Origin of the sequence: Variovorax sp. OV700 (genome assembly GCF_900099805.1) — a bacterium.
Classification (GTDB): domain Bacteria; phylum Pseudomonadota; class Gammaproteobacteria; order Burkholderiales; family Burkholderiaceae_C; genus Variovorax.
In genome coordinates this window covers 462,509-488,869 of sequence record NZ_FNDR01000002.1, presented here as the reverse complement: position 1 = coordinate 488,869, position 26,361 = coordinate 462,509, and the positions used below count along the sequence as shown (strand labels likewise).

Annotated in this window: 27 protein-coding genes; 13 read left to right on the top strand and 14 right to left on the bottom strand. The window is 65.1% G+C overall.

The genetic code is table 11. The annotated features are described in order from the left end of the window. The first annotated feature begins 20 nt into the window (after window positions 1-20). From BLR24_RS05980 to BLR24_RS05955, 7 genes are all read left to right on the top strand, one after another. Window positions 21-671, top strand: a complete 651-nt coding sequence (locus tag BLR24_RS05980) for a hypothetical protein (RefSeq protein WP_093014083.1) — start codon at window positions 21-23, stop codon at window positions 669-671. 94 nt (window positions 672-765) lie between these two features. Then, complete coding sequence (locus BLR24_RS05975) at window positions 766-1,431, top strand: hypothetical protein (RefSeq protein WP_093014080.1); 666 nt, start codon at window positions 766-768, stop codon at window positions 1,429-1,431. Beyond that, entirely contained in the window at window positions 1,428-1,898 is a 471-nt protein-coding gene (locus BLR24_RS05970) for a hypothetical protein (RefSeq protein ID WP_093014077.1), read from the top strand. Before BLR24_RS05975 ends, BLR24_RS05970 begins: the two co-directional genes overlap by 4 nt. Beyond that, window positions 1,898-2,713: a hypothetical protein gene (locus BLR24_RS30305; RefSeq protein ID WP_139188726.1), complete on the top strand. Its 816-nt coding sequence runs from the start codon at window positions 1,898-1,900 to the stop codon at window positions 2,711-2,713. The genes BLR24_RS05970 and BLR24_RS30305 overlap by 1 nt, the downstream gene beginning before the upstream one ends. Beyond that, window positions 2,710-4,800, top strand: a complete 2,091-nt coding sequence (locus tag BLR24_RS05965) for an SdrD B-like domain-containing protein (protein WP_139188725.1) — start codon at window positions 2,710-2,712, stop codon at window positions 4,798-4,800. The genes BLR24_RS30305 and BLR24_RS05965 overlap by 4 nt, the downstream gene beginning before the upstream one ends. A gap of 177 nt (window positions 4,801-4,977) precedes the next feature. Next, a complete protein-coding gene (locus tag BLR24_RS05960) occupies window positions 4,978-5,271 on the top strand; it encodes a hypothetical protein (protein ID WP_093014072.1) in 294 nt (97 codons plus the stop codon). Window positions 5,272-5,362: 91 nt separating this feature from the next. Further along, on the top strand, window positions 5,363-5,620 hold the full coding sequence (locus tag BLR24_RS05955; RefSeq protein ID WP_093014068.1) for a hypothetical protein: 258 nt from the start codon (window positions 5,363-5,365) through the stop codon (window positions 5,618-5,620). 12 nt (window positions 5,621-5,632) lie between these two features. Here the strand turns inward: BLR24_RS05955 and BLR24_RS05950 are convergent, their stop codons facing one another. After that, window positions 5,633-7,609 carry a sensor histidine kinase gene (locus tag BLR24_RS05950; protein ID WP_093014064.1) on the bottom strand — a complete coding sequence of 659 codons (1,977 nt, stop codon included), beginning with the start codon at window positions 7,607-7,609 and terminating at the stop codon, window positions 5,633-5,635. Between the two features lie 173 nt (window positions 7,610-7,782). Between BLR24_RS05950 and BLR24_RS05945 the strand changes: the two genes are divergently transcribed. Next, window positions 7,783-8,925, top strand: coding sequence for a hypothetical protein (locus BLR24_RS05945; RefSeq protein ID WP_093014061.1), 1,143 nt, complete (start codon window positions 7,783-7,785; stop codon window positions 8,923-8,925). A gap of 76 nt (window positions 8,926-9,001) precedes the next feature. Then, complete coding sequence (locus BLR24_RS05940; RefSeq protein ID WP_093014058.1) at window positions 9,002-10,120, top strand: 3-deoxy-7-phosphoheptulonate synthase; 1,119 nt, start codon at window positions 9,002-9,004, stop codon at window positions 10,118-10,120. Window positions 10,121-10,198: 78 nt separating this feature from the next. Here BLR24_RS05940 and BLR24_RS05935 read toward each other — a convergent pair whose 3' ends face one another. After that, complete coding sequence (locus tag BLR24_RS05935) at window positions 10,199-11,722, bottom strand: tripartite tricarboxylate transporter permease (protein ID WP_093014055.1); 1,524 nt, start codon at window positions 11,720-11,722, stop codon at window positions 10,199-10,201. A gap of 10 nt (window positions 11,723-11,732) precedes the next feature. Further along, window positions 11,733-12,155: a tripartite tricarboxylate transporter TctB family protein gene (locus BLR24_RS05930; protein ID WP_368086188.1), complete on the bottom strand. Its 423-nt coding sequence runs from the start codon at window positions 12,153-12,155 to the stop codon at window positions 11,733-11,735. A 110-nt stretch (window positions 12,156-12,265) separates the two neighbouring features. Here BLR24_RS05930 and BLR24_RS05925 point away from each other — a divergent pair, with 110 nt between their 5' ends. Together BLR24_RS05925 and BLR24_RS30610 are read left to right on the top strand one after the other, a co-directional pair. After that, complete coding sequence (locus BLR24_RS05925) at window positions 12,266-12,565, top strand: rhodanese-like domain-containing protein (protein ID WP_254787183.1); 300 nt, start codon at window positions 12,266-12,268, stop codon at window positions 12,563-12,565. Between the two features lie 101 nt (window positions 12,566-12,666). Continuing rightward, window positions 12,667-12,831 (top strand): hypothetical protein, encoded by a 165-nt coding sequence (locus BLR24_RS30610; RefSeq protein ID WP_175543192.1) that lies wholly within the window; start codon window positions 12,667-12,669, stop codon window positions 12,829-12,831. 209 nt (window positions 12,832-13,040) lie between these two features. On the opposite strand, the gene BLR24_RS05920 is transcribed toward BLR24_RS30610, so the two are convergent. The 5 genes from BLR24_RS05920 to BLR24_RS05900 all read right to left on the bottom strand — a co-directional run bounded on the left by BLR24_RS05920 (window position 13,041) and on the right by BLR24_RS05900 (window position 16,865). After that, window positions 13,041-13,466 (bottom strand): GCN5 family acetyltransferase, encoded by a 426-nt coding sequence (locus BLR24_RS05920; protein ID WP_093014048.1) that lies wholly within the window; start codon window positions 13,464-13,466, stop codon window positions 13,041-13,043. A 21-nt stretch (window positions 13,467-13,487) separates the two neighbouring features. Next, a complete protein-coding gene (locus tag BLR24_RS05915; RefSeq protein WP_093014045.1) occupies window positions 13,488-14,444 on the bottom strand; it encodes a porin family protein in 957 nt (318 codons plus the stop codon). After that, a complete protein-coding gene (locus tag BLR24_RS05910) occupies window positions 14,441-15,778 on the bottom strand; it encodes a glycosyltransferase family 2 protein (RefSeq protein ID WP_093014043.1) in 1,338 nt (445 codons plus the stop codon). Before BLR24_RS05910 ends, BLR24_RS05915 begins: the two co-directional genes overlap by 4 nt. Window positions 15,779-15,933: 155 nt before the next feature. Beyond that, window positions 15,934-16,224, bottom strand: a complete 291-nt coding sequence (locus BLR24_RS05905) for a hypothetical protein (RefSeq protein ID WP_093014041.1) — start codon at window positions 16,222-16,224, stop codon at window positions 15,934-15,936. A gap of 5 nt (window positions 16,225-16,229) precedes the next feature. Beyond that, on the bottom strand, window positions 16,230-16,865 hold the full coding sequence (locus tag BLR24_RS05900) for a calcium-binding protein (RefSeq protein WP_093014039.1): 636 nt from the start codon (window positions 16,863-16,865) through the stop codon (window positions 16,230-16,232). A gap of 260 nt (window positions 16,866-17,125) precedes the next feature. Between BLR24_RS05900 and BLR24_RS05895 the strand changes: the two genes are divergently transcribed. After that, window positions 17,126-17,704, top strand: a complete 579-nt coding sequence (locus BLR24_RS05895) for a hypothetical protein (protein WP_139188724.1) — start codon at window positions 17,126-17,128, stop codon at window positions 17,702-17,704. Window positions 17,705-18,076: 372 nt separating this feature from the next. On the opposite strand, the gene BLR24_RS05890 is transcribed toward BLR24_RS05895, so the two are convergent. Both BLR24_RS05890 and BLR24_RS05885 read right to left on the bottom strand, forming a co-directional pair. Beyond that, entirely contained in the window at window positions 18,077-19,213 is a 1,137-nt protein-coding gene (locus BLR24_RS05890; RefSeq protein WP_093014034.1) for a YihY/virulence factor BrkB family protein, read from the bottom strand. Between the two features lie 99 nt (window positions 19,214-19,312). Continuing rightward, window positions 19,313-20,845 carry a GGDEF domain-containing protein gene (locus BLR24_RS05885; protein WP_093014031.1) on the bottom strand — a complete coding sequence of 511 codons (1,533 nt, stop codon included), beginning with the start codon at window positions 20,843-20,845 and terminating at the stop codon, window positions 19,313-19,315. 203 nt (window positions 20,846-21,048) lie between these two features. On the opposite strand from BLR24_RS05885, the gene BLR24_RS05880 reads away from it, so the two are divergent. After that, window positions 21,049-22,818: a tannase/feruloyl esterase family alpha/beta hydrolase gene (locus BLR24_RS05880; protein ID WP_093014028.1), complete on the top strand. Its 1,770-nt coding sequence runs from the start codon at window positions 21,049-21,051 to the stop codon at window positions 22,816-22,818. A 42-nt stretch (window positions 22,819-22,860) separates the two neighbouring features. Here BLR24_RS05880 and BLR24_RS05875 read toward each other — a convergent pair whose 3' ends face one another. The 4 genes from BLR24_RS05875 to BLR24_RS05860 are packed head-to-tail and all read right to left on the bottom strand — an operon-like array spanning window position 22,861 to window position 26,310. Further along, window positions 22,861-23,553, bottom strand: a complete 693-nt coding sequence (locus BLR24_RS05875) for a substrate-binding domain-containing protein (RefSeq protein WP_175543191.1) — start codon at window positions 23,551-23,553, stop codon at window positions 22,861-22,863. Between the two features lie 20 nt (window positions 23,554-23,573). Continuing rightward, window positions 23,574-24,560: a Bug family tripartite tricarboxylate transporter substrate binding protein gene (locus BLR24_RS05870; RefSeq protein ID WP_254787182.1), complete on the bottom strand. Its 987-nt coding sequence runs from the start codon at window positions 24,558-24,560 to the stop codon at window positions 23,574-23,576. A gap of 15 nt (window positions 24,561-24,575) precedes the next feature. Next, entirely contained in the window at window positions 24,576-25,277 is a 702-nt protein-coding gene (gene ligK, locus BLR24_RS05865) for a 4-carboxy-4-hydroxy-2-oxoadipate aldolase/oxaloacetate decarboxylase (RefSeq protein ID WP_093014025.1), read from the bottom strand. Between the two features lie 4 nt (window positions 25,278-25,281). After that, window positions 25,282-26,310 (bottom strand): amidohydrolase family protein, encoded by a 1,029-nt coding sequence (locus BLR24_RS05860; RefSeq protein ID WP_093014761.1) that lies wholly within the window; start codon window positions 26,308-26,310, stop codon window positions 25,282-25,284. Window positions 26,311-26,361: the final 51 nt, after the last annotated feature.

The window sequence follows — 26,361 nt, the reverse complement described above, 5'->3', positions numbered from 1 at the left end:
GCCCAAAAGCATTCATTTTCATGAAAAAACTTCTTCTGATCGCCGCAGCGGCCGCCACCCTGGCTCCCTTCGCCAGCCAGGCCGAATCCAATTTCGTGACGGCCTCTGGCTCGACCACGCCGGCCGCCAGCGCCAAGCTCGACTTCAAGATCGTCGTTCCGAAGGTGCTCTTCCTGCAGGTTGGCACGGGCACCAGCATGGCGGACAACACGACGGTGGATAAGCTCACCTTCACCGTGCCCGCAAGCGATATCGGTAACAGCACTGCGGTGGCAGGCACGGGCGGCGACCTCTCCGCCGGCGCCGTCACGGTTCGCGTGCTCGGCAACAGCGGCAACGTCACCCTGACCAATGCGACCACGGGCCAGCTCAGCAACGGCGTGAGCGGCGACCCGACCGTGCCGTGGACCGACATTACCGTGACGGCCGGCGCATTGTCGGCGACCACGACCGGCTACACCAACGCGGCCATCGCCCATCCGCCGTTCAACAACGGCGCTACCGGCGGTGCGTCGGCAACGGCCACCACGCTGACCGCATCGGGCGGCCTCGTTCGCCGCGAAGGCAGCTGGACCTTCGCCTATGCCAACACGTCCGTGATGCCGGCCGGCACCTACGGCGACACGACGGGGAACAACGGCCGCGTGACCTACACCGCGACCGCCCCCTGAGCGCCAGCACGACCTTCCGATACGCGCAGCTTTCGACACACGACGACCGAAGGCGGGCTGTTCCCGCCTTCACGGTTTGTCGAGAACGAGCGGCATGAAATCTTCGTCATTCCCGCTGTCCCGCGCCCAACGCGCCCTGCTGGGGCTCGCCTTGGTGTGCGGCGCCTGGCTGCCCAACGCGCACGGCTTCACGGTCGGCATCACGGCCGGGCAGCGCGCGCTGTTTCTGCAGGTAGGTGTGGGCACCATGACGGGCGCCTCCTTCAACAGCGGCGGCACGCCAGGCAACAACTCGACGGTCAACAGCGCATCGGTCACGGTTCCGGCGGCCCAGCTGGGCACGGGCGCAGCACAGCTCATGACGACGGACAGTACGGTCACGGCCAGTCCCTGGGATGGGCTTGCTTTCTGCACATCGCCCGCCACCACCGGGCAGGTGTATGTGGGCGGATTCTTCCGCCGGCCCGGGGTGGGGAGCGGAGGCAACGAAGCCATATTGACGGTCACTACGCCGGCCGCCCTGATCAACGGCAACGGCGACACGATTCCGTTCAGCAGGATTGCATGGACCTCTTCGGGCATCGGTGACGCCACCGCGACCATCCCGAGCGGCACTTTCGTCGGCGGCTCGCAAGACTTGCTGACCGTCAGCCGCAACACGTGGTTCGAGAGCTGTCTCGCCTTTCGCTACCTCAATTCAGAGATCGTCCCAGCCGGCACCTTCACCGGCACGGCGACCTTCACGCTCACGGCCCCATGAGAGTCCAACGCACGCTTGCCATGCTGGCCGGCCTGCTGGCGCTGGGGGCAGTGTTCCCCGCCGCTGCCGCCACCTTCCGCATCGACGACACCGGCACCTTTGCAAGCCAACCGGTTACGCAGATGCGCTGGCGCCAGCTGGCACCCGGCCGCGCGGGCGACCACACGGTGGAGGGCCGCGTGCCCGTGTCGCTGCGGCTCAACCTGTCGCAATGGCTCAACCGGCCCGCGCGCATCTACCTGTCGCTGGCGCCGACCGACGGCGAACAGCTGGTCGCCACGTGGCGCACGCAGGGCCGCCTGCTTCCGGGCACGGTCCGCGGGGGCGGCCGCACGCTGGTGTTCGAAGGCGTGGTGCGCGACTCTTTCCTGCAGGAAAGCATCGTGATCGATCTCACGGCTGATGGCCGCAAGGTCGAACACGCGCAGTCCCTGCAATTCTTTTTCGAGATCGAGGTATCCCCGTGATGCGCCGAGCCGCAATTCTTTTCCGTGGCCGCTGCGCGGCCGTTTTTCTGCTTGGGGCCCTGGCGATGGGTACGACGGCGCAGGCACAGTTTTCCCTTGCCGTGTCGCCGCCGCGCTTCGAGCTGTCGACCAAGCCCGGCGAGCGCGTGCGCGAGGTGATCGAACTCACGCACCGCGACACGCCGACCGGCGCCTACAAGCTCAAGACAGCCGACTGGACCTTCCGCCCGGATGCCTCGGTCGATTTCAGCGACGAGTTGGTGCCGGGCAGCTGCCGGCCCTGGGTGGCCATCGAGCGCCGCGAGCTCAGCATCACGTCCGGACGCCCCTACCGCTTTCGCTTCGAGGTGACGCCGCCGGCCGACGCGCCGCCGACCGAATGCCGCTTTGCGGTGTTGATCGAAGGCCAGCAACCCGCGACGGCCCCGGGCGTTCCGGTGGCGCTGGGCGCGCGCATCGGCGTCATCGTCTATGTGGCCGTGGGCAACGTGGCGCCGGTGCTGGAGCTCGTGGGCAGTTCGGTGCAGACGATCGACGGGCGTCCCACGCCCATGCTCAAGATCCGCAACACGGGCACCGCCCATGGCCGCCTGGCCGGCTTTCTCTCGGGCACCGATGCGGGCGGAACGGCACTCGAGCTACAGGCCGGCACCACGCCCATCATGCCCGGCGAAACGCGCGACATCGCGCTCGCGGCCAACAAGCCCGGCGACACCGAAACCACCGTCGCAGTGCGTTTCCCGATCACCATCGCCGGCAAGCTGGAGTGGGGCAAGAGCGGCTCGCTGCCGATCAATCAACGCTTCGCCCCATGAGGCGCTGGCTCCGTTACGGCGCCCTCGGGTTGTGCGGCGCGGGGCAGGTGCTGGGCGGCACATCCGCATGGGCGCAGCCCGAAGCGGCGCAATACATCGACCGCGTGCTCGACGACAGTCCGCAGGCCGCGCCGATCGATGAGCCCCAGGTCCAGGGCAGCGGCTGGCCGCGCGGCTGGACCATCGAGGGCCAGTCCACCCAGCAAAGTGGGTCCGCGCGCTCACGCAACGATTCGCTGCTGTTCTCGGGCTACCTCGACACGCCCGACTACGGCACGCTTTCCGCCAACCTGAACCTGAACCGAAATTCCGTGCCGGTCAGCGGCATTGCGCTCTATGGCACCACCGGCACGCCGGTCACGCAGGTGCCATACACCTACCTCAGCGGCAGCACCTGGCGCATCGACCAGCGCGCCATGCCTTTCAACGGCGGCTGGTTTGGCAACAACAGCATCGGCAACATCAACATGGCGAGCACGCCGCTCGCACGCGGTGTCGGCCGGGTCTACCTGCCCAGCCTGCCGATCGAGGGCGCGTCGCTCAGCATCGAGCAGCCGGGGCGGACCATATTGAATGCGTCGGCTGGCCGGCTGGGCTATTTCGACGGCATTTCGTCTCAGGGCTTCACGTCCGGGCGGGGCACCGCGGCGGGCGCCGGGGCCCAGACCCAACTGAGCGGCAGCGACGGGCCCTACGCGCTGGGCCGCACCGATGCGGCGGTCCAGTTGGTGGAAACGCGCAATTTCAACGCCAACGGCGTGTCCGGCTTTGCCCAGGACACCCGCTCGGTGTGGAGCGCCGTCTCCTGGCAAGGCCAGGCCCCCTGGGCCGAGTCGGTCGGCAAAGGCTATGGCGGTGTTGGCGAACGCGTGGGCGGCCTGCGCGTGCAGGCCAACCTGGCGCACAGCAACGGGCAGCCCTCCGACGCCTCGTCACGCGCAGCGCGCGATTCGGCCACCGGCGGCTGGGTCGATGCGACCTGGCGCACGGAGCTGATGCAGCAGAGCGCATCAGTGTTCTATTTTCAGCCCTCGCTGCGCTGGGGCGGCGACTCGCTGCCCAGCGACCTGCGGGGTGCCTCGTGGCGCGGCGACGTCTCCTCCCGCCAATGGCAACTGGGCGGCAACATCGAGGTGAGCGACAGCGTGAGCGGGCTGCAGCGCCGCTCGCTGTACGGCAACCTCTTCGGCCGCTTTCGCTTCGATTCGCGCGACTCGATCTCCGGCAACGTGGCCGCCCGCACCGGCAGTTATGCCGCCCAGTCGGCGCAGCTCACCTGGGAACACAAGTCCGACTGGGGCTACAGCCAGTGGCGCACCGACGTTGCGCACGGCACCGACCTGCGCGTGCTGCGCACCGGCGTCGACCACGCCTGGGCGGTCAGCGAGGACCAGACGCTCTCGACCTCGCTGGCCTACGAGCAATCGCGCCAGGCCGGGGTCGATTCGCGCACCGTGCACTGGGGCGTGCTCGGCAGCACGCCGCTGGCCGCTGGCGCCCGGCTCGACCTGAGCCTGCGCGGCAGCAACGGCATCGGCGACACCGATTCGCGCTTCTTGAGCGCCAACGCGCGCCTGAGCTGGCCGCTGGGCCTGGGCTGGTCGTTCATCGCCCAGTACGCCGCCTCACGCGGGCAGGAGTCGCTCAACCCGGCCGTGGTGTCCGCACTGACGACGGCCATGCAGCAGGCCGTGCGCGTGCTTCCCTCCAACCGCTCGTTCATGGTGGCGCTTCGCTACGAGAGCCGCGCGGGCGTGGCCAGCGCACCGATCGGCGGCCTCCCGGGCGCCGGCGCGGGCAAGCTCGAGGGCTATGTCTTCTTCGACCAGAACAACAACGGACTGCGCGAGGCCAGCGAAGGCGGCGTTCCGGGCGTGACGGTGGTGCTCGACCGCGGCTACGTGGCCCGCACCGACGCCCAGGGCCGCTACAGCTTCCCCTCCGTGGCCGCCGGCAGCCACCAGATCGAGCTGGTCCAGGACAACCTGCCCCTGCCCTGGAGCAGTGCCGGTTCCCCATCGCGGCGCGTCAACGTCTACGTGCGAGACGCCGCCATGACCGACTTCCCGATCCAGAAAGACCGGTGAATCCGACGAAAGGCAGTTGCGCTCACCGCGCGTGCTGTATTTACTTGCCCCTGCGGTCTTCACTTTTGAAGCCCGCTGCCGATATACGAAGGTCGGGCATCGCCAAGATGCCTGCAGCCCAGTGTTTTTCGGGGGGTAAACCTTATGTCCGGGAGCAGGATATTTACAGGGGTGTGCATGGAAGGCGCCCTGTCCGCATTGCTTCTTCTGCCGCCTGCCTGCGCGGCGGAGACCATGCCCGGGGCGACGGCCGTCAGCGCCACGCGCCAGCTGAGCTTCAAGGTGGTCGTGCCCCCGGTAATGCGCGTGGTGCAGGTCACTCCTCTCAAAGACGGCTACGAATACCGCATCTGGACCAACACCAGATCAGCCTCTTTCAACGGCCGCGAGTACCACTTTTCCAGGGTGGGCGAGTACACGCTGAAGGTGCCCTCGTCCCCGCGCGGGGTGTACCTCATTCACGGCCTCTGAACCCCCGGACCGCGGTTACCGGCGACAGTCGGCGCCGGGTTGCCATGGCCGCGCAGGGCCGGCACCAGCCATTTCACAGCCTGCATAGCAAATGAAGACCTCCTATTGGACCCGCATGTGCGAGAACTGCGGGCACGGCCGGCTGGTGCTGCAGCACGACATCACGAATCATCGGATCTATGCGCACTGCGAAGACTGCGAGATGGGATGGCTGCGCGCAGCCGACCAGGCCGACGTCAGCAAGGGATTCCTGGCGATGCTCGGCGATTTTGGATCCGTGGATCCGACCTTTGACGAGATCGCCCGGTCCGAATGGGTGGACCATGTCTGCGGGTCGTTCGACAAATGAGGGAGAAGTCGCCTAGGACGTGACAGCAGTCGTCTTCGGCATGGCCCCGCGGTGGAGAGGCAACCAGAGCGTGAAGCGGGTTCCGGCGCTGCTCGACTCCCAGCTCACGGTGCCGCCGATGGCCGATGCGCGCCGCTCCTGGTTGCGCAGCCCCCGGCCACTTCGACGCAGGGCCTCGTCCACGGCGAAGCCCGCCCCGTTGTCTTCGATCACCACGCGCACGCCCTGGCCATCCGTGGCGGTACTGAAGCAGATGCTGGTGGCCTGCGTGTGGCGCAGCACGTTGGCCACGCATTCCTGCATGATGCGCAGAATGTGCAGCGCGCTGCCCGGGTCCAGCCACGGCAGCGCTGGCACCGACTGCACTTCCCAACGCAGCGAGAGTCCGGCGCTCTCGATGCGCGGCGCCAGGCGAAAACGCAAGGTCGCCAGCAACAGCAGCAAGTCGGCGTCCACGCTTTCCATGGAGTCGATCGCCAGCCTCAGGTCCTCCATGCAGCCCTTGAGCACGCCCGAGACCTCGACCTTGTTCATGGCGCCCTGCTCGACCGAACGGATGGCGCTGATCAGCGACGAACCCAGCCCGTCGTGCATGTCCTGCATCAGGCGCCGCCGCTCGGCACCGAGCATGTGCTCGTTCTCGATCACGCGCATGCGCTGGTAGCTCTGCTCCAGCTCGGCTTCGCGCGCTTGCAGGCGCTGGGCCAGACCCTTGTTCAGCCGGGCCACCTCGGCAAACGCGCCCGTGTACAGCTGGAACATGATGTACGAGAAGATGAAGAACAGGCCGATGATGGCGTAGGGCGAGGTGTACACGCTCTCCGGGCTGACCAGGTTGTTCTGCAAGAGCCCGTCGTACGAGGTGAAGGCGACCGCCAGCACGGCCCAGCCCGCCACCAGCCGCCCCTCGGGCAATTTGGCGCGCAGCGCCTTGCGCATGTTCACCGCAAAGATCAGCACCGCCACCGGCAGCACCATCAGGTTGAGCAGCGGCGTGAGCAGATACAGGCTGGCGAACGACGCATGAGGCAGCGTCGCGATGCTGCTGGCCGCCGCCAAGGCCACCGAAGAACGGGTCAGCCAGGCCGAGGGCTGCTGGTGCAGGCGCTGCAGAAACAGGTGGATGAGAATGATCAGCCAGAGCAACGAGGCCACGGTGATCCACTCGAACCACTCATCCGAGATCGGGAGGTTCTCGCCGTTCACGTAGTAGTGAAGCGTACGCAGGAAAGCCATCGTCGAGATCGCAAAGAACAACAGGTAAAGCGATTCGCGCCTTTTGCCCAGCCACACCGCCAAGGCGAATGCACCCACCGCGAGGAACGCGGCGCTGCCCATGAACGGCAACTGCACCTGCAGCAACTCGCGCGCCTGGTAGCGCCAGATCAGCGAGTCCTTGTCGCCGACCCATACCGTCGAAAATCCGCTCCCGCTGCTGCGCAGCCGGTCGACGCGAATCAGCACGGACGCCGGGGACAACGCATGGGCCGCTGCATTCAACGGCAGCAACAGCGGATGGTTGTAGGCGTTGTGCACGGGGCTGCCATGCGATTGATAGAGCAGCATGCCGTCGCCATACACCGCGATGTGGCCCAGGGTCTTCCAGCGCGGAAGGTAGAGAAAACGCTGCCGTACCGACGGCGCCAGCTGGGCCAGATCGATGCGGTACCAGTCGGTGACGGTTCGCTCGCCACCCGTCGACGTGGGCACCAGTTCGCGACTGGCCGTATGCGGAAGAGCGACCGTCTTCCACCCGACACTCGGCAACCCGGCATCGTCCGCACGCCGCGGAGGGGCGGAATAGCCCGAACCGGAAATGGAGAGCAATTCGGCCTGGGTGATGTGAAGAACGCTGTCGCCCTGCTGCACCTCGTCAGCGGCCGGTGGCTCATTCGCGTGCGCGCAAGGCAAGGCTGCCAGCGGCAACGCCAGCCACAGCTTTGCCATCCACCGGCCCGCCCACCAACCACCGCTGCGGCCGGGCTTCATGAATTGCGTCTGCCTTGGAAGCAAGCATCGACCGCCACCATCGCGACGCGAAGAGTGTGGTGGCCCAGGGCAACGGAAGATGCTTTCATCAGGTCACAATTATGTGCCCGGCCAAACCAGGCGCTTATCGAGTGGGCGGATCTGCTTCGGCCCCACGTCTGGTACAAAGCCGCATGAGCAGCGTCCCACTCGCGGCCTCCCTCGTCGATCTCTTGCTTGGGCTGGAACTCGGAGCTTCCGACAAGGCCGCTCGCGATCGCTGGTCGCTCGAGGGCGTCACCTGGCAACCCAAACAAGACGGCGTAATCGGAGTCGGCGCGCGGCAATTCGAGGCGAGCGCACTCCGGCTTGCTTCGGGGGCACTGGTGCTGGAGATCGACCGCATCGTCGTGCATGAATTGGTGGCGCAGCTGCGGACCGATGCCGGCCCACCGCGTCTGTCTGCCATCCAGGCGGTCGAGGCAGAGCTCTCGGGCGTGAAGCTGCATGGCCCGTTGACCGTGCCGCCGCCGATTCGCGCCGCGTGGGACGCCTTGCGGAGTGCGGGCGCGGCCGCACCCGACACGCCGCCGGCCGACGCGTGGAGCCTCGGCCCGCTCGGTGAGGCAGACGGCACGGTCCGCGGAGAGATCACCGACGCGCATCTGCTGTTCGATGCCGAGGTGACGGTGCCGATACGACAGGGGCAGATCGACTTCAACGATGCGACGGTCGAGCATCTGGGCCCGGATTCGCGCATGGGCGTGAGTCGCCTGGGCCTGTATGTCGATGCGCCGAATGGGCGCAGCTATCTTTATCAGTTCGCATCGGCACCGCTCGCGGGTGTGGAATTCGAACGCCGCGGCGCGTTGCTGAGCCCGTGGGTCTCGGAACGCGGCAAGCTGCAGCTGAAGGCTTTCGCCGAGACGATGCTGCGCCAGAGCGGTGGGGGCCAGGGCCAAGGACTGACGGAACAGGCGCGCCTGTTGCTGGGCCGCACCGCGATTTCCGGCGAGGTGCAGCTCGGCGATGGACTCCTTGCCGTGCCGGGCCTGCAAGTGCGATTGGAGGGACGAGGCGAAGGTCGCAATGCGGTTGGATTGCACTCAGACGCCCTCGGCCAGGGCCTGGCCGTCGAGATGGCTTCATTGTCAGCCGGCGATGCAGTGGCCAATTGGCGGGGCGCGCAGCTGGGCTGCGACAGGATCACGGCGCGGCTCAAGCTCCAGATTCTTGTCGACGGGCCGCATATGCGCTTCATCCTCGACATCGGGAACTGCAAAGTTGCAGGGGCGCGGGTCGATCTTCGTCCGCATCCGGACGTGCCGCACACGTAGTTGCGGCAAGCAGCTCGGCTGTGGGCGCCTTCGAAGACAATCGGAAAAGCCCAGTTCGAAAATCACAGCCACGACCATGCCCCGTCTCGACGACCCCCTCCACGACGCCGAAATCGGCTCCCGCGACAGCACGCTCGACACCACTCGCATCGACGACGTGCGCATCGGCGCCGTTCGTCCGCTAATGACCCCTGCCCTGCTGCAGGAACGCGTGCCGGTGCGCGACAACACGCTGGCGCTGGTCGAAGGCAGCCGCGCGGCCATTGCCGACGTGCTCCACGGTCGCGATGACCGGCTGATCGTGGTGGTCGGCCCCTGCTCCATCCACGACCACGACCAGGCCATCGAATATGCGCAGCGCTTGAAGACGGTGGCCGATTCGCTGCAGGACGACCTTCTGATCGTGATGCGGGCCTATTTCGAGAAGCCGCGCACCACCGTGGGCTGGAAGGGCTACATCAACGACCCGCACCTGGACGGCAGCTTCGCGATCAACGAAGGGCTGGAGCGCGCGCGCCGCCTGCTGCTCGAGCTGACCACGCTGGGCCTGCCGACGGGCACCGAGTTCCTCGACCTGCTGAGCCCGCAGTTCATTGCCGACCTGATCGCCTGGGGTGCCATCGGCGCGCGCACCACCGAGAGCCAGAGCCATCGGCAGCTCGCATCGGGCCTGAGCTGCCCGGTCGGCTTCAAGAATGGCACGGACGGCAGCGTGAAGGTCGCAGCCGACGCCATCCTCGCCGCCCGCGCGCCGCATGCCTTCATAGGCATGACCAAGATGGGCATGGCGGCGATCTTCGAGACGCGCGGGAACGACGACTGCCACGTGATCCTGCGCGGTGGCAAGGCGCCCAACTATTCGGCCGCCGATGTCGCGGCCAGCTGCGACGCGCTGGTGGCGAACGGCCTGCGGCCCCAGGTCATGGTCGACGTCTCGCACGGCAACAGCAGCAAGCAGCACCAGCGGCAGATCGTGGTCGCCGAAGACGTGGCGGCGCAGATCGCGGCTGGCGAGCGGCGCATCACGGGCATCATGATCGAGAGCCATCTCGAGGAAGGACGCCAGGACCTGAAGCCTGGCGTCGCGCTGAAGCACGGCGTCTCGATCACCGATGCCTGCATCGGCTTCGCTCAGACGGTGCCGGTGCTCGAGGGTCTGGCTTCGGCGGTCAAGGCGCGACGGCGCCTGTCGTGAGCCGGCCGGGCGGGCGGACTGCACTTGCCGCGCCGCGCGGGCTGACCAGCAGCCCTGCCTAGACGCGGCGGTCTTCCACTACTCCTGCGGTTCCAGTGCCATGGGGGTCCGTCCGATGACGCTTTTCTTTCGGGCCTGAAGGACGAAAGCGACCACCTGCCACACGACGAAGACCCCGATCATGCTGAGCAAGGTGCCGCTGATGGGACGCGACACGAAGGTGCCGAAGCTTCCGCGGCTCAGCAGCATCGCGCGGCGGAAGTTCTCCTCCAGCATCGGGCCGAGGATGAATCCGAGCATGAGCGGCGCGGCGTCGAGTTCGAGCCGCATGAACATGTAGCCCATGAAGCCGAAGGCGGAGGTGATGAAGACATCTTCGAGGTTGTTGTTCACGCTGTAGGTGCCGATGCAGCAGAAGAACAGGATCGACGGGAACAGCACGCTGTACGGAATCTTGAACACCGAGAGCCAGTAGCGCACCAGCGGCACGTTCAGCACCAGGAGGAACACGTTGCCGATCCACATGCTGGCCACCAGGCCCCAGAACAGCTCAGGGTGGGCGCCGATCATGTTCGGCCCCGGCTGGATGCCCTTGATGATGAAGGCCGCCAGCATCAGCGCCATCACGGCGTTTTCGGGAATGCCGATGCTCATCAGCGGGATGAAGCTCGTGCGCGCCGCCGCTTCGTCGGCCGCGGCCTGACCGGCCACGCCCTCGATGCAGCCGGTGCCGATCTCGTGCTTGTACTTGCTGACCTTCTTGTCGAGCGCGTACGCAGCGAACTGCGCGATGGTGGGGCCGCCACCGGGCAGGATGCCCAGCAGCGAGCCGACCACGCTGCCGCGCAGGGCGCTGGGGATGATCCGCTTGAATTCCGCCCAGGTGGGAATGAGGTTGATCTTGCCGTTGAAGGGCGAGCGCTCTTCGCGGGAGTCGAGGTTCTTGGTGATCTCGGCAATGCCGAAGCAGCCCAGCGCGATGCTCACGATGCCAACACCGTCGGTCAGAAAGGGCATGTCCAGCGTGAAGCGCGCCATGCCGCTGTTCACGTCGGTGCCGATCGTTCCCAGCAGCACGCCGATCATGCACATCGCCAGCCCGTTCAGCAGGCTGCCGGTCGTGACGAAGCTCACGCACACGAAGCCCACCAGCATCATCGCGACATAGTCGGCCGGGCCGAACAGGAAGGCGACCTCACCCAGCATCGGCGCGAAGAACGACAGCACCAGGATGGCCACCGTGCCGCCGATGAAGCTGGAGAAGCCTGCCGTGAAGAGTGCGAGGCCCGTCTGCCCCTTCAGCGTCATCGCATACCCGTCGATGCAGGCCACGATGCTGCTCGCATGCGGGATCTTCATGGTGATGGCGCTCACGCTGTCGCCATATTGCGCACCGTAGTAGATGCCCGCCAGCATGATGAGCGCACCGGTCGTGGGAATCGAATAGGTCAGCGGCAGCAGCAGGCTGATGGTGGCCAGCGGGCCAAGGCCGGGCAGCAGGCCAACCAGTGTGCCCACCGTGCAGCCGATGGCGCAGAACATCAGGTTCTGCCACGTGAGGGCGTGCGAGAAACCAAACGCCAGGTTGTGGAGGACTTCCATATCTTTGCCTTCAGAAAAGCGGCAGGTTCAAGCCGAGAAGTTTCTGAAGCGCGAACGCCATGGCGATCAGGCCGGCAGAAATCTTCACGTTGCGCACCCACGAGTTCGAGCTGCCGGCGAAGGCCGAGCAGAACACCATGAAGACGATGCCCACGACCATGTCCAGGTACATCGAGATCAATGCGAAGCCGCAAAGGCTCCCGAGGATGAGTGCGATGTTCTTGAAGTGGAGGTCCAGCCGCACCGGCTCGACGAAGAACGAACGGACCACCGTCGAGACGCCGATCAGCAGCAGCAGGCTGCTCACCATGACGGGGAAGAGACCCGGCCCGGCGCGGCTCAAGTCTCCAATGGGGTAGCGAAGCGCGGTGAGGCCGAAGGCCAACGCGATTGCCATGAGGAAGAGTCCCCTGACAAGATTTCTGTTTCTCATACGTTCCCGATGCAGTGGGTTGTTGAACGCAACCGGCGCGGGTGAAGCCGGCCGGGCTTGTCTCCATCCGGGTGAACTCCGGACGATCGAATGCTCTTTCGCCGAGCTGATTGCAATCTGACCCCGAGGCGAGGGGAACTACGTACCCTCGTGTTCGAAAGGCCACCACGACGCTCCCCGGCGCACGCTGGTTCGACCCGGCTGCGGTCGACAGTTGGGCCGCCCAACTCCCGCCCGACCGCGAGCTGGTCGTCTATTGCGTTTACGGCCATGAAGTGGGGCACAGCACGGCCATGCGGCTGCGCGCCGCGGGTCTGAATGCCCGCTCTCTGCGCGGCGGCATTGATGGCTGGAAGGCTGCGGGTCGGCCGCTCGAGGCCAAGCCCGCCGGGAAGGAAACCTCGAGATGAACGGCGCCTCGACAAATGCGATCGAGCAGAGCCGCCAATGAGAAAAGCATCTCGACTCGCGTGGCTTTTACATGGGGCGTCGAACGATCAACAATGCTGTGATGAAGCGCCTGTCCGATAGCTCCCAGTTCGACCGCTCGATCATGCGGTTGGCGTTCGAGCGTCTCGAACGGATCGCAGCTTCGGCGCTGCTGTTCGTCGGCGCTGCCGCACTGATCGGCTGGATCGTTGTCGAGCTCTACGTCACGGCTGTCACGGCGGATTGACAAGCAAGGGCAGGCACTGCCTCAGTGAACATGCCGGTGGTGGGCATTGGAAACGTGGGGTGTGCGGGACGGGCCGGCTCGTAGATATGCGGATGGCTGGGCGATTTCTGGTCTGAGCGCGAACGGGATGTTGTGGCCCGGATGCTGTCCGGCGAGCCACAAGACGCGGAAATCCGCACGCCGACGAACGCCGAGACCATCGCAAGCGGTCAAGCCTGCCCTCGGATGATCGCCAGTCGATTCGATGGCGCGTCCGGCGCCATGAAATCCGGGATCGTGCGCGGCGTGCGGCGAGGCCGCGAGAGGAACTCGACCTGCCACTCCGCGATACGCCTCTCCTTCACATGCCGATACGCGCCTGGAGTGGGCTCGTCGATGTACTCCTCCTGCACGATCAGAGCCAGCGGCTTTTCCGCGCCTTCGGTGGCCTCGGCGAAGGAGAAAGCATCCGCGAATGACGCGAACGAGTAGTAGTAGTCGCTGCCATCATCAAGATCCACGGCACCGCGTTCCGGATGGCACCAGACCCGATACTCCAGGACAGCGTCCCAGACGTAGCCGCCGCCGGACATCGCCGAGGCGGGGTAGGTGCCGACCAGTGCGGGGTCGAGGACGTCGGGATAAGAACGTTTCATTGGCGTCGGCCTGGCAGCACTTCAGAAAAGAATCACCCATTCGCCGCGAATGTACCGGTACTGGTAGCTGGGCCCTGAGAAGGTGGTGCTGCGACTGTAGCCGGCACCAAATCGAAACACCTGCGACCCTCTGACAGGACTTTGCAGACTGAAGTCCAGCAATTTAGTTGGCTGGCTCAGATCGTGATTGATGGTCTCATTGCCGAGCCCCGCCGTCACGGCCGCGGTCCATCCCTGGAAACGGTGCCGCCAACTGACCGCCAGCATCGATTCGGCGTAGTTCTTCGGATTGAAATAGGCCCTGTCGACATCCTCGTGGGTACTTCGGTATGTTCGATAGCGCGCTTGCAAGGTCAGCCCCAGATCGAGCGACGGTTGATAGATCAGCCGCAGGCGGCCGTGGTCCCTTCGATTGCCATCGGAGAAATACTGCTGTGCTACCAGGCCCACCAGGGTCACGTGGCTTCCGAGCCCCTGATCCACGGCCACCCCAACGAAGGAAAAATCGATTCCGCGGTCCAGGGACTTCGGGGTTTCGACCCAGTCGCGCGTCAGAAGAAACTCCACCGCCGTGCTCTTTGTCGGGGACATGCGGTAGCTGCCGTCGAGTGTCAGCAGCGTATGCCCTCCCTGCTGGAACAGGCCCGCCTCCATCGCCCCTCCGTCGCCCGTCCTGGTTTCGACCGAGCGGGCTAGAAACGAGATCTTCTGTCCATTTCTTCGCCAGTTGTCCTGCTTGTATTGGTAGTCACCCAGCCGGACTCCCAGAAAGCGATCTGCATTTTCAAAGGCGGGAAAGAACTCCACGGACACACGCCGCGATTGAAAATGATCGCTGTCATTGGTCAGATAGAAGTCCGTTCCAAATGCCATGCCAGCTGCTTTTTCCTCTTTTTTCTCTTCCTCTGCCCTGCAAGGGGAAACCAACGCCGCGAAACCCAAAAGACCGGCCAAGCCGCACTTGAGCCCTCCGCTCATTTCGTGCCCCACGATTTGGGCTTTCTGAGCAATTCGTCCAGATATCCCAGAATGCTGGCTGGCTGAAGAATGAGGCTGTACAGCAGCACGTAGACAAAGAATCCCTGCATGTTTTTTCGCACGACCAAGCCTGTTTTCTTGAACATCCTGCGTTCGATCGAAAACATCAGAAGACTCAATGCAAAAGCGGCCGGCAGCAGCGCAAGGGTCATCAGTCCCACAATCCAGTAATAGCCGAAGAAGGCCAGTATCAATCCAGGTATGAATCCGAAGGTGAACGCCAGGTCCAGCCATGGGAACAACAGGTTCCAGTAGACGAAAAAAGTCGACAACCGGGATTTGAGGAGGATCCCCGGATGCTTGATGAAAGCCTCCGTCATGCCGCGCGCCCATCGCTGGCGCTGCTTGACCAATTGCCCGACGGTGCTGGGCACGTTGGTAAACAGGCATGCGTCCTCGCAATGGCCGACCCTGTAGCCGGCCTTCAGCAGCGCCCACGTGAGCACGATGTCTTCTCCCACGCACTCCGGCCATCCGCCCACCTCCGCCAGCGCGGCCCGGTCGTATACGGAAAAAGCGCCCTGCGCGACCAGGGTGCCCTGGAACAGCGATTGAACCCGCTTGATTGCAGAAATACCGTGGAAATAATCCCATTCCTGGCAACGGGTGATCCAGTTTTGCCGCGAATTTCGGACCAGGATCTTTCCCGCAACAGCGCGCGTATTCGGCGGATCAGCTTGATAGCGCTCGACGATATTGGTCAGCGCCCCTCGGTACAGAAACGAGTCCGCATCCACCGTGATGACAAGGTCGTGAAGCACTTCCTTGAGCCCGATGTTCAGCGCGCGAGCCTTGCCTCCGTTCTTTTTCAGGTCGACAAAGGTCAGCCAGGGGTACCGGTCCTGATTGCGCTGAACAACAAGAGAAGTGCCATCCGTGGATCCGTCGTTGATCACGATGACCTGCAGTTCGCCAGGGTACTTCTGGTGGCCGATGCTGACGAGCGTCTCCTCGATCGAGGCTTCCTCGTTGTACGCGGCAACCAGAATGGAGATCGGGGGATAAACGGACAAAGTGCGGTGCGGCGGCCTCTTGTCCAGCATCAGGCTTATCGCCAGGAATGCATTCATGAAGCCCGGAATGATGGCAATGCCATACACCAGGAAAATGGCCAAAACGGGACCGACATGATCTTGCAAATCGGCCAGCCACGGCCCCGCCGCCCATATAGAAAATCCCATCCAGGCGCTGGCACCAATCAATGCGATGAGAAATTTGCCCGATACCGGCAGGTAAAGCATCCGCCGCAGCGCTTTTTGGCCATCTTCGTTCATGTCACCCTCGATAGTCCCCAAAAATGTAACGCGCATAGAGCCTAGGGAACAGTCTGTTTACACTGTTCGAGGCGCGTTAACAACTATGAATCGAGGGAAATACTTCGCCCGGTGCCAGGGGGCGCCGGCAACGGACCGTTTGGGGGTGCGACGATTCAACTCAGCGAAGAGCTCCGCATCCTGTTTCGAGCTATCTGGAGCGTCCTGGCCATTCGTCGGGGTTCGTTGAGCATCTTGTTGATTTCCGCCATGCCGTCTTCCGTGATGCACGTCACGGTGGCTGTTCGGGCGACGTTGTACTTGCCCGCCGCGTCCGATGCGGGTGCGATCTCTGCTTCAATGAGACCGGTCGCCTTCAGCACGCTCACATGCTGAACGTCTTCGGGTCTCGTCACCACCTTCGGCAGGACGACGTTCTGCAGGCTTAGCAAATAGAACAAGGGCATGGCCGTTACCTCATTCGATGCGTTTTGTTGTCGAGATTGAGCGCTTGCTCGCGTCGCTCCTTCGTTGGAGAACCCGACGATAGGCCACTGCCCCGGCCGGCATGTCGGACGCCAACCAGCAGCTCTGTAGCCCACGAAACCTCTTCAGGGCTGCCGATCTCTCCGTCGAACATGCTTGGATCAACGACTTTGACTAGGTCTGCTACGGACAGTGAACCTCGGGTTTGAGCGTCGAATTCCGCAGCCTCCGGATATGAGCAAATTCTCAACTCGGCCCCATGACCCAGAGCGACATAGTTGGTCGAGATTGCCTTGAGGACGGCCAGCACCATAGGGTCGTCAATGCCGATCGGAATCCCGTTGATCTCGTCGCAGATTCGTTTTGCCTGCTTGTATTGAAGCTCTGCGACTTTCGCAGCGTACGCGATCCGGCGATTCGCCAATTCGGAAAGTTCGACTTGAGAGTCGTCACTCATTTGCTTCTCCTCGTTGCGAGGCCCTGCGGCACATGGTCGAGCAGGAGTGCCGCCAATCGTGTCGTTTCCCACGCCACCATTCAGCGGATCGCTCCCCGCTCCACCGCTGACGGTGTCGCTGGCGACCGTGCCGGCGAGAAGGACGTTGCCATTGGAGTCGGTCATATGCTTCCCTGGTGAACGCCGGAAGGCCGGCGCGTGTCGTCTCGACGCTTTATTGGATTGCGCCAGCGACAGAAGCACATGGAAGGAATGTCCTTTTCTTCTCGTTCGAAAGTACTGAAACGGCACTGAAGAACTGGGACTTTTATCCTGTTGCCGCATCCGCCCGCGGGCGTGTTGGCACTTGCGGACGTGGACAAGCGGTTGGTGAGCACGGCTCCAACCGTCGCGCTCGGTCGCGGGGTTTAGCGTCTCGATTTCCGATGGATGCCGGCCCGCGTACACGCCGCCCCAAGTCCTACATCTGGGCTCGTCTTGGTAGAGCAGGCTTTTTGACGCTCGGCGCTGACTCGCACGTCGCAGCAGTCAAGCTCGGCAAGGAGATCGACATGGACCACACAAGACGCCTTCTGACTACCGGCCTCGCCCTTTCCGGCGCAATCGGCTTTATCGATGCGAGCTTCGCCAAGGGAAAGCATCACCACCACAATGGCGCGCAAATGGGACGCGACAAGCTCAAGAGTAACGGCCAGCACGTCATCGACAAGAAGGGGCCGCACACGGTTTCCGTGGACATCAAAGACACCAAAATCGCGGCGTTCCACGTCAAGCATGCAAACAAGGGCGACCTGCCGGTCAAGAAATACAAGACGAACAAGAAGATGGCTCAGACGGGTGGAATGCAGTACGCCTCCTTCATCCAGGTTCAAGACACGTACCTGGGAACGACATACATCGGGTACAGCTATGTCGACGACTACGGCGACGAGGAGATCTACTGGTATCCCTACGACATGATCCTGGACGGGGATACCGGCGCGGTCGAGTACGTGCCTATCTGAACCCGCAATCGTTCCTATGCGGGCGCCGAGCTGCGTTAGCAGCAGCTCCTGACGACGACGAGGCCCACTTCGAAATCCGGCTCGGATGATTATTCGCCGAACCAGAACACGAGCCAGGACGACAGCGCGGTCAACGTCGTCATCAGAAGGAGAGCATCCCTCTGACGCGGCAAACCACGGCGATACAGCCGGCGTAGGCTGGATAGCATTCGACCTCCTCAAGCGACTACCGCTGAGTTTGGCGGGGCGGCCTAATGATCGTCAATCCAACAATAGTTCGAAGACTTGCGCTTGTTGCAGAACAAAAGGCCGCGAATTGGAGTGCAGCAACCCAAATATGAGCCGAACTGAATTTTTTAGCGAGCTCGGGGCTCAGCGAACCACTCTCGTGCCGCGCGGGCGGGCCGCACCGCGACGACGCAGCCTGCCCCGATGCCACGCCATCAAGCTGGTCGCCACGCTGATGGCAAACAGCCCGGCCACCTGCTGTATGAGCTTGGCGGTGGCCACCCGCGTACGTTCCTCCAGCACCCGCCGGGTGTCCTCGACGTTCTCGAGGGTTTCGAGGCCCGCGGATTCGTGCTGCTGCACGGCGGCGCTTTCGGTACCCTGCTCGGCTTGCCGCGCCGCGAGTTCCGTCGCGGCCTGTGCCTTGCTCGCGGCAACCGAACCATGGGCGTTGGCATAGACCTTGGTGAATTCCGCGCCGAGCAAAAAGACCTGCGCCGCGTAATACACCCATGCCAGCAGCACGACCAGCGATCCCGCCGCGGCGAACGATTCGGTCACGCTGCTCTTGCCGAGATAGAGGCCGATCAGCACCTTGCCGACCTCGAAGAGCACGGCGGTCACTGCCGCGCCGATCCACACGTCGGGCCATGCGATTGGTGCGCTGGGCATGAGCTTGTAGATCATCGCGAACAGCAGCGTGAGAATGCCCAGCGTCACCAGTGCATTGACGGACTGCAGCAGCAGCTCCCACCCCGGAAAAAACCCGACGCTCCAGTTCCCCAGCGCCGCGAGCACGGCACTGACGACGAGCGACACCATCAGCAGGAACGCGAGCCCCAGGATCAGCCCGAACGACAGCACCCGCGCACGCAAAATGCCCCACAGGCCGCTCGGCTTGACGCGCTCGGGCACATGCCAGATGCGGTCGAGCGCGCTTTGCAGTTCGGCAAACACGGTGGTCGCACCGACGATCAGCACCACGATGCTGATCGCGCCGGCAATCAGCCCGCGCGACGGCTCGTTCGCGCTCTTGACCAGCGCTTGCACCGCCAGCGCACCTTCCTGCCCGATCAAGCCGGTCAGCTGCGCGGCGATCTGACCCTGCACCGCTTCAGCCCCGAAGAGTGCGCCCGCCACTGCGATCACGATCACGAGCAGCGGCGCCAGCGAGAACATCGTGTAGTACGAGATCGCCGCTCCCATGCTCGGCGCGAAATCGTCCACCCAGGCGACGGCGGCCTCCTTGCACAGGCGCAGCAGATGCTTGAGCTTGTTCATGGCCAACCGAAGGTCGCGCTTCCACGCAAGATTCGCTGTAGGTAGACACCGCTTCAGCGTGCAAGGTCCGCGCCGTCGATCCGCATCCGCATCCGCAGCCTAGGCAGGCACCGACCGCATCGATGCGCATACGCGGTTGCGGCCACCCGCCTTCGCCGCATACAAGGCCAGGTCCGCGGCGCGGATCAACTCTTTCGGCTGCGCAGCGCCGGGCTCGGGCGTGAGCGCATCCACGCCGGCGCTCAACGTCACGAAGCCGTCCTCGGCGCCGGCATGAACGATCTTCAGGTCGCGAACGGCGCTGCGAATGCGTTCCGCCAGGATGACGGCGCCCGCCACATCGGTGTTCGGCAGCAGCACCACCAGTTCTTCTCCGCCGTAGCGCGCCGCAAGATCCCCCGGACGACGGCCTGCAACCTTGGCGATGGTGCGGCCGATCGTCTGCAGGCACTCGTCGCCGGCCGCGTGGCCGTAGATGTCGTTGTACTGCTTGAAGCAGTCCACATCCATCATGATCAGCGCGAGCGTGCTCGCATTGCGCATCGCGCGGCCGAACTCGTTGTCGAGCGTCACGTCGAACTGCCTGCGGTTCGCAAGCCCGGTCAGTCCGTCTTCCATGGCCAGCGTGTTGAGCGTCTTGTTCAGCGTCTCGAGCGCGTCGCGCGCCTGCCGCAGTTCGTCCTCGGTCCGGGTCTGGAGCTCGAACTGCTTGACCAGCCGCCACCCGACAAGGCCGACCACCAGCGCGAGCAGCATGACACCTGCCGAATGCCAGAGCGTCTCGCGCCACCAGTCGGCGAGGATCTCGTCCTTCGACAAGGCCGCCGCCACGAACAGCGGGTAGTTCTCCAGGCGCCGGAAACTGTTCAACCGCATGGTGCCGTCCTGCGACGACTTGATGTACGCGGAGCCGGCCGCGCCCTGCTCGCGGTATGCGCGATAGAGCCCGGTCTCCCGCATGTCCCGTCCGACCATCTCGGGCCCGTAGGGCCGGCGGGTCATCATGGTTCCGTTGTCGAGCACCAGTGCCACGGCGCCGGCCTCGCCGATGTCCAGGCTGTCGTAGAACTTCATGAAGAAGTCGATGTCGATGGTCGCGAGCGCCACCCCCGCAAAGCTGCCGTCCGCATGGTTGATGCGCCGCGAGACCGGCACCAGCAGTTCGCCGCTGGTGCGGCTCTTCACCGGAATGCCGATGTGCGGTCCGCGCTCCTCGTGCGTGCGATGAAAGATGAAGTATTCCCTGCTCGCGTTGTTCAGGTTCTGCGGCGGTGTACGGCGCGAATTGGCGACCCAGTTGCCGTCCTGGTCGTAGATGTGCAGGCCGTCGAGCTGCGGAAATTCATCGACCTGGGCGGCCAGCACCTTGCGAAGCCGCTCGACGGCCGCCGGACCGGTGCCGTCGTGTTCGACGCGCTCCACGATGCCGACCAACGCGGAGTCGGCCGCCTTGAGCGTGTCGTCCGCCTGCTGCGCCATGGCTCGCGCAAGGTTCGACGCGGCCGCGTTCATCTGCCGCAGCTGCACCGTGCGCGACTGCCAGCTGTTCCAGCCGTCGATTGCCAGCAGGCTGAGGCAGACGATGGCCACGAAGGCCATCGTCCGAAAGGTGATGGAGGGTCGGCGAAGCACGATGCGTTTTCAAGGGAGGCCGTAACGGCCATTCGCACTTTGACACATCTGCGCCCCGATCACCTCAAATTACGGCGAATCCGCCCGAAACCTGGGCAGCAGGCTTCAGGGTTTGCCCTATTTTTTAGTTATCACATAAAACTATATTGGTTATTTCGTATAACTTCATCACCGCCGGGCTCGGCCCGGCTAAGGAGACACCGATGAGCCGGATCATGTTCTCTTCATGCCACCCGACATGGGCTGCATTGGCCGCGGCCTCGCTGCTTGCCGCATGCGGCGGCGGTGGTGGTGGCGGCGGCGCAAGTGGCTTTGGCTTCGTTCCGACCGCGTCCTCCCCCCCCGGCGGCTCCGGTTTGTCGGAGGCACGCCCCGGCACGCTCCAGTCATGCACCGATCTCGCAAGCAAGGCGGCGTTCGGCAACACCGCCTACACCAGCGTCACGTCGGTCGCCGCGGGCACGCTCGTCGTCGCCGGCGTGAGCACGCCCGTGCCGGAGCATTGCCTGGTGCAGGGCCAGATGAACCAGCGCACCAGCAGCGTGGACGGCAAGACCTACGCGATCGGCTTCGAGATGCGCCTGCCGGTCAACTGGAACGGCCGATTCTTCTACCAGGCCAACGGCGGTCTCGACGGCAGCGTCGCACGTGCGACCGGCGGCATCGGCGGCGGCGCACCCACGAGCACGGCGCTGCACCGGGGCTTCGCGGTGATCAGCTCCGACGCCGGGCACTCCGGCGCGCAGATTCCGACCTTCGGCATCGACCCGCAGGCACGCCAGGACTACGGCTACAACGCAGTCGCGCAACTGACGCCCATGGCCAAGAACCTGATCGCGAAGGCCTATGGACGCGGGCCCGACCGTTCCTACTTCGGCGGCTGCTCCAACGGAGGCCGCCATGCGATGGTGGCCGCGGCGCGGTCCGCGAACCAGTACGACGGCATCCTGGCCGGCAACCCAGGGTTCAACCTGCCGAAGGCCGCGGTGGCCCAGCTCTATGGTGTGCAGCAATATGCCAAGGTGACCACCGCCACCACGGCGGCCGGCAAGCCGGATCTGCAGACCGCCTTCACGCCGGCCGAGATGACCACAGTGGCCAACGCGGTGCTCGCGCGCTGCGACGCCCTCGACGGCGCCACGGACGGCATCGTGGCCGACGTGCAAAGCTGCAAGCAGGCTTTCGACCTGGCCAGCGCCGTACCCACCTGCGGCGCCACGCGCACCGGCAGCTGCCTCACGGCCACGCAGAAAACCGTGCTCGACAACATCTTCTCGGGCGCGCGCAACAGTGCGGGCACGGCGCTCTACAGCGGCTTTCCTTACGACGCCGGCATCAAGGGCGCCGACTGGCGCCAGTGGGAATTTGCCAATTCGCAGAACCTGGACACGGCCGCCGTGGGCTTCGTCTTCAGCACGCCGCCGCTGGGCACGAGCCGCCCGCCGGGCATCGACTTTGCGCTGGGCTTCAGCATGGACACCGACGCGCCGGGCATCTTCGCGAGCACGACGCTTTACACAGAGTCGGCGATGTCGTTCATGACGCCGCCGAATCCCACCAATCTGTCGGCGCTTCGCGATCGCGGCAGCAAGCTCATCGTCTACCACGGCACCAGCGATGCAGTCTTCTCTTCGGACGACACGACGAACTGGTACGAGCAGCTGCGCGCGGCCAACGGCGGCGACGCATCGGGCTTTGCCCGCTTCTTCCCGGTGCCCGGCATGAACCATTGCGGCGGCGGCCCGACCACCGATCAGTTCGACATGCTGGCGCCGCTGGTGGCGTGGGTGGAACAGGGCAAGGCGCCGGCGTCCGTCACCGCCAACGCGCGCGGGCCCGGCGCCAACGTGGTCAATGCCGAAGTGCCGGCCGACTGGTCGCCTGCCCGCACGCGGCCGCTGTGCCCGTACCCGCAGACGGCGGTCTACATGGGCGGCAGCCTCGAATCGGCCGCCAGCTTCGCCTGCCGATAGCCGTAGCCTGTTCCCGCCCAGCCATGCGCCAGGCGCAGTGCTTCAGGCGGGTTCCATGCCATGGCGGCGCTTGGTGTCGGCGCTGTCCGCCGAGCGCATGAAATCGAGCAGCGCGCGCACGGCCTCCGGCGGCGCACCGCCGCCGATGCCCGGCGCGGCCGAGAAGACGGTGGTGATCTGAACCGCCGGCGGCAGCGGTCCGATCAGCTCGATGCCGCAGGCGCCGATCAGCTCGCTCAGTTGCTGGAACCCGAGTTCGGCATCACCGCGCGCCAGCAGCGAGCCCACCGGCACGCCCGGCGGCGCCTGCACCAGGCGGCTGCGGATGTCGCCGGCAATGCCCCAGCGCTCGAACAGCGCCATCAGCGCGACGCCGCTCGGGCCGGTCGAGTAGGCGATGCGAGGTGCCGTCAGCACGGCGCGGCGCAGCGCCTCTTCGGTGGAAATGTCGGGGCGCGGCGCACCTGCGCGCACCGCCGCCGCCACGCCCGAGCGCACCAGGTCAATCTTGCCGTCGGCATCGAGTTTGCCCGCCGCCACCAGCTTGTCGATGGCGTCCGAGGCCAGCACCACCACGTCGAACGATTCGCCCGCCGACACACGCCGTGCGGCCTCGACACCGCCGATCGCCAGAAAGGAGACCGGTACGCCCGTGTGCTGCGCAGTCGTGGCCGCGAGTTCGTCGAGCAGGCCGCGTGTCGCCATCGAGCAGAGGCCCTGGATCAGTGTCGTCATTCGTTGCCTCGCTCGCGTGGTCAATCGGGCTTGATGTTGGCTTCGCGGATCAGCTTGCCGTAGCGTGCCGCATCGGTCTTGAGCAGCTTGTCGAACTGCGCGGCCGGTCCGGGCAGGGTGACCCCGCCGGCTGCGGCAAGCTGGTCGCGCACCTCGGGCGATTCGAGTGCCTTCTGCACCGCCTCGTGCAGCTTGGCGAGCACCGGCTGCGGAAGCTTTGCGGGCGCGACGAAGCCATACCAGACGCTCGATTCGAAACCCGGATAGCCCGACTCGGCCACCGTCGGCACGCCCGGCAGCACCGCGGCGCGCTCGCCGCTCATCACTGCGAGCACCTTCAGCTTGCCCGACTTCGCGAGCGGCAGTACCTCGAGGGCGTTGACCGCCACCACGTCGACATGACCACCCAGCACATCGGTGAAGGCCTGCGCGCCGCCCTTGTAGGGCACGTGGCGCAGCGACATGCCAGCCGTGTGCTGGAACAGTTCCATCGCCAGATGCGGCGTGGAGCCGTTGCCCGGCGTGGCGACGGTGACGCCGCCCGGCTTGGCCTTGGCCGCGGCCACCAGTTCGGGCAGCGTCTTGATGGCCGAGCCCTCCCGCACCGAGAACACCACCGGCACACGGCCGACCGAGGCGACCGGCGTCAGGTCACGCTCGAGGTCGTAAGGCGCGGGCTCGAAGAGCGAAGGGTTCACCGCCAGCGCGTTGGCTGCGAGCAGCAGCGTGTAGCCGTCGGGCGGGCTCGCGATGAGCGCCTTCACCGCGATGTTGGTTCCCGCGCCCGGCTTGTTCTCCACCACCACCGGCTGCCCGAGGATGGCCGACATGCGCTGGCCGACCGAGCGTGCAATGGCGTCGACCGCGCCGCCGGCGCTGTAGCCGACCAGGATCTTGATGGGCCGGGACGGATAGGCATCGGCGGCACCGGCGTTCACGGAGGCGCCGAGCGCCAGCACACCGGCCAGGGCCAGCACGTGGCGGCGAATGAAAGAAGTTGTCATCATCGTTTTAAGGTGCGCTCAGTCGACGTAGCGCAGCCCGGCCTTGGCCAGCGGCTCGCGCATGGCGTACATGTCCAGGCCGAGCTCGCCGGCCGCGAAGCGCTCGCGCTTGGCCGTCTCGTTGGCCTCGCGCGCTTCGGCCGCATCGGCCACTTGCTGTGCGCGCGCGGCGGGCACCACCACCACGCCGTCGATGTCGGCGACCACCACGTCGCCCGGATGCACCAGGGCGCCCGCGCACACCACCGGCACGTTGACCGAGCCGAGCGTCGCCTTGATCGTGCCCTTCGAATGGATGGCACGGCTGAACACGGGGAAGCCCATCGCATTGAGGTCGCGCACGTCGCGCACGCCGCCGTCGATCACGAGGCCCTTGCAGCCGCGCGCCTTGAACGAGGTGGCGAGCAGGTCGCCGAAGAAGCCGTCGGTGCTGTCGCTGGTGCAGGCCGCAACGACCACGTCGCCGGGCTGGATCTGCTCGGCCGCCACATGCAGCATCCAGTTGTCCCCGGGCTGCAGCAGCACGGTGACAGCCGGGCCGCAGAAGCGCGCATCGGGATGGATGGGACGAATGCGCGGCTGCATCAGCCCGAGCCGGCCGAGCGCCTCGTGCACGGTGGAGACGCCGAAGCGCGAAAGCTTTTCGACGGCGGCGGCATCCGCGCGCACCACGTTGCGGTGAACGACGCCGAGCTGTTGGAGAGTGTTGGAAGCAGACATGAGATCAGAGCCCCTTGGCGATGAGTGCGCGGTCCAGGCGCGGGTACACGCGGCGTGCGTTGCCTTCGAACACCTTGTGCCGCGCCTTCGCGTCGAGCGTGGGTGTCGAATCGATGTAGCGCCGCGTGTCGTCGTAGAAGAAACCTGTCTCCGGATCGATGCCGCGCACCGCGCCGATCATTTCGCTTGCGAACAAGATGTTGTCGACCGGGATCACTCGGGTCAGCAGGTCGATGCCCGGCTGGTGGTACACGCAGGTGTCGAAGAAGATGTTGTTCAGCAGGTGGTCCTTCAGCAGCGGCTTCTTCATCTCCTGCGCCAGCCCGCGAAAGCGCCCCCAGTGGTAGGGCACCGCACCGCCGCCGTGCGGAATCACGAAGCGCAGCGTCGGGAAGTCGGTGAACAAATCCGACGTGAGGCACTGCATGAAGGCCGTGGTGTCGGCATTCAGGTAATGCGCGCCGGTGGTGTGGAAGCAGGCGTTGCAGCTGGTGCTCACGTGCACCATGGCTGGAATGTCGTGCTCGACCATCTTCTCGTAGAGCGGATACCAGTGGCGGTCCGACAGCGGCGGTGAAGTCCAGTGCCCGCCGGAAGGATCCGGGTTAAGGTTGATCGCCACGAAGCCGTATTCGCGCACGCAGCGCTCCAGTTCCGGAATGCAGCTGCGCGGGTCCACGCCCGGCGACTGCGGCAGCATGGCCGCGCCGATGAAGTGATCCGGGAACAGTTCGCTCACGCGAAAGCACAGCTCGTTGCAGATGGCGGCCCAGGTCGATGAGGTTTCGAAATCGCCGATGTGATGCGCCATGAAGCTCGCACGCGGGCTGAAGATCGTCAGGTCGCTGCCGCGTTCCTTCATGAGGCGCAGCTGGTTGCCCTCGATCGACTCGCGCAGTTCGTCGTCGCTGATCCGGAGGTCGGCGACGCGCGGCTTCAGCGCGGGATCCGCGAGGCCCGCGATCTGCTGGTTGCGCCAGTTCTCCAGCGCCTTGGGCGCCGTGGTGTAGTGGCCGTGGCAGTCGATGATCATTGGCAGTTCCGTGAATGGCTTGGTGGTGCTTTCGCCGGCAAATGAGGGAGT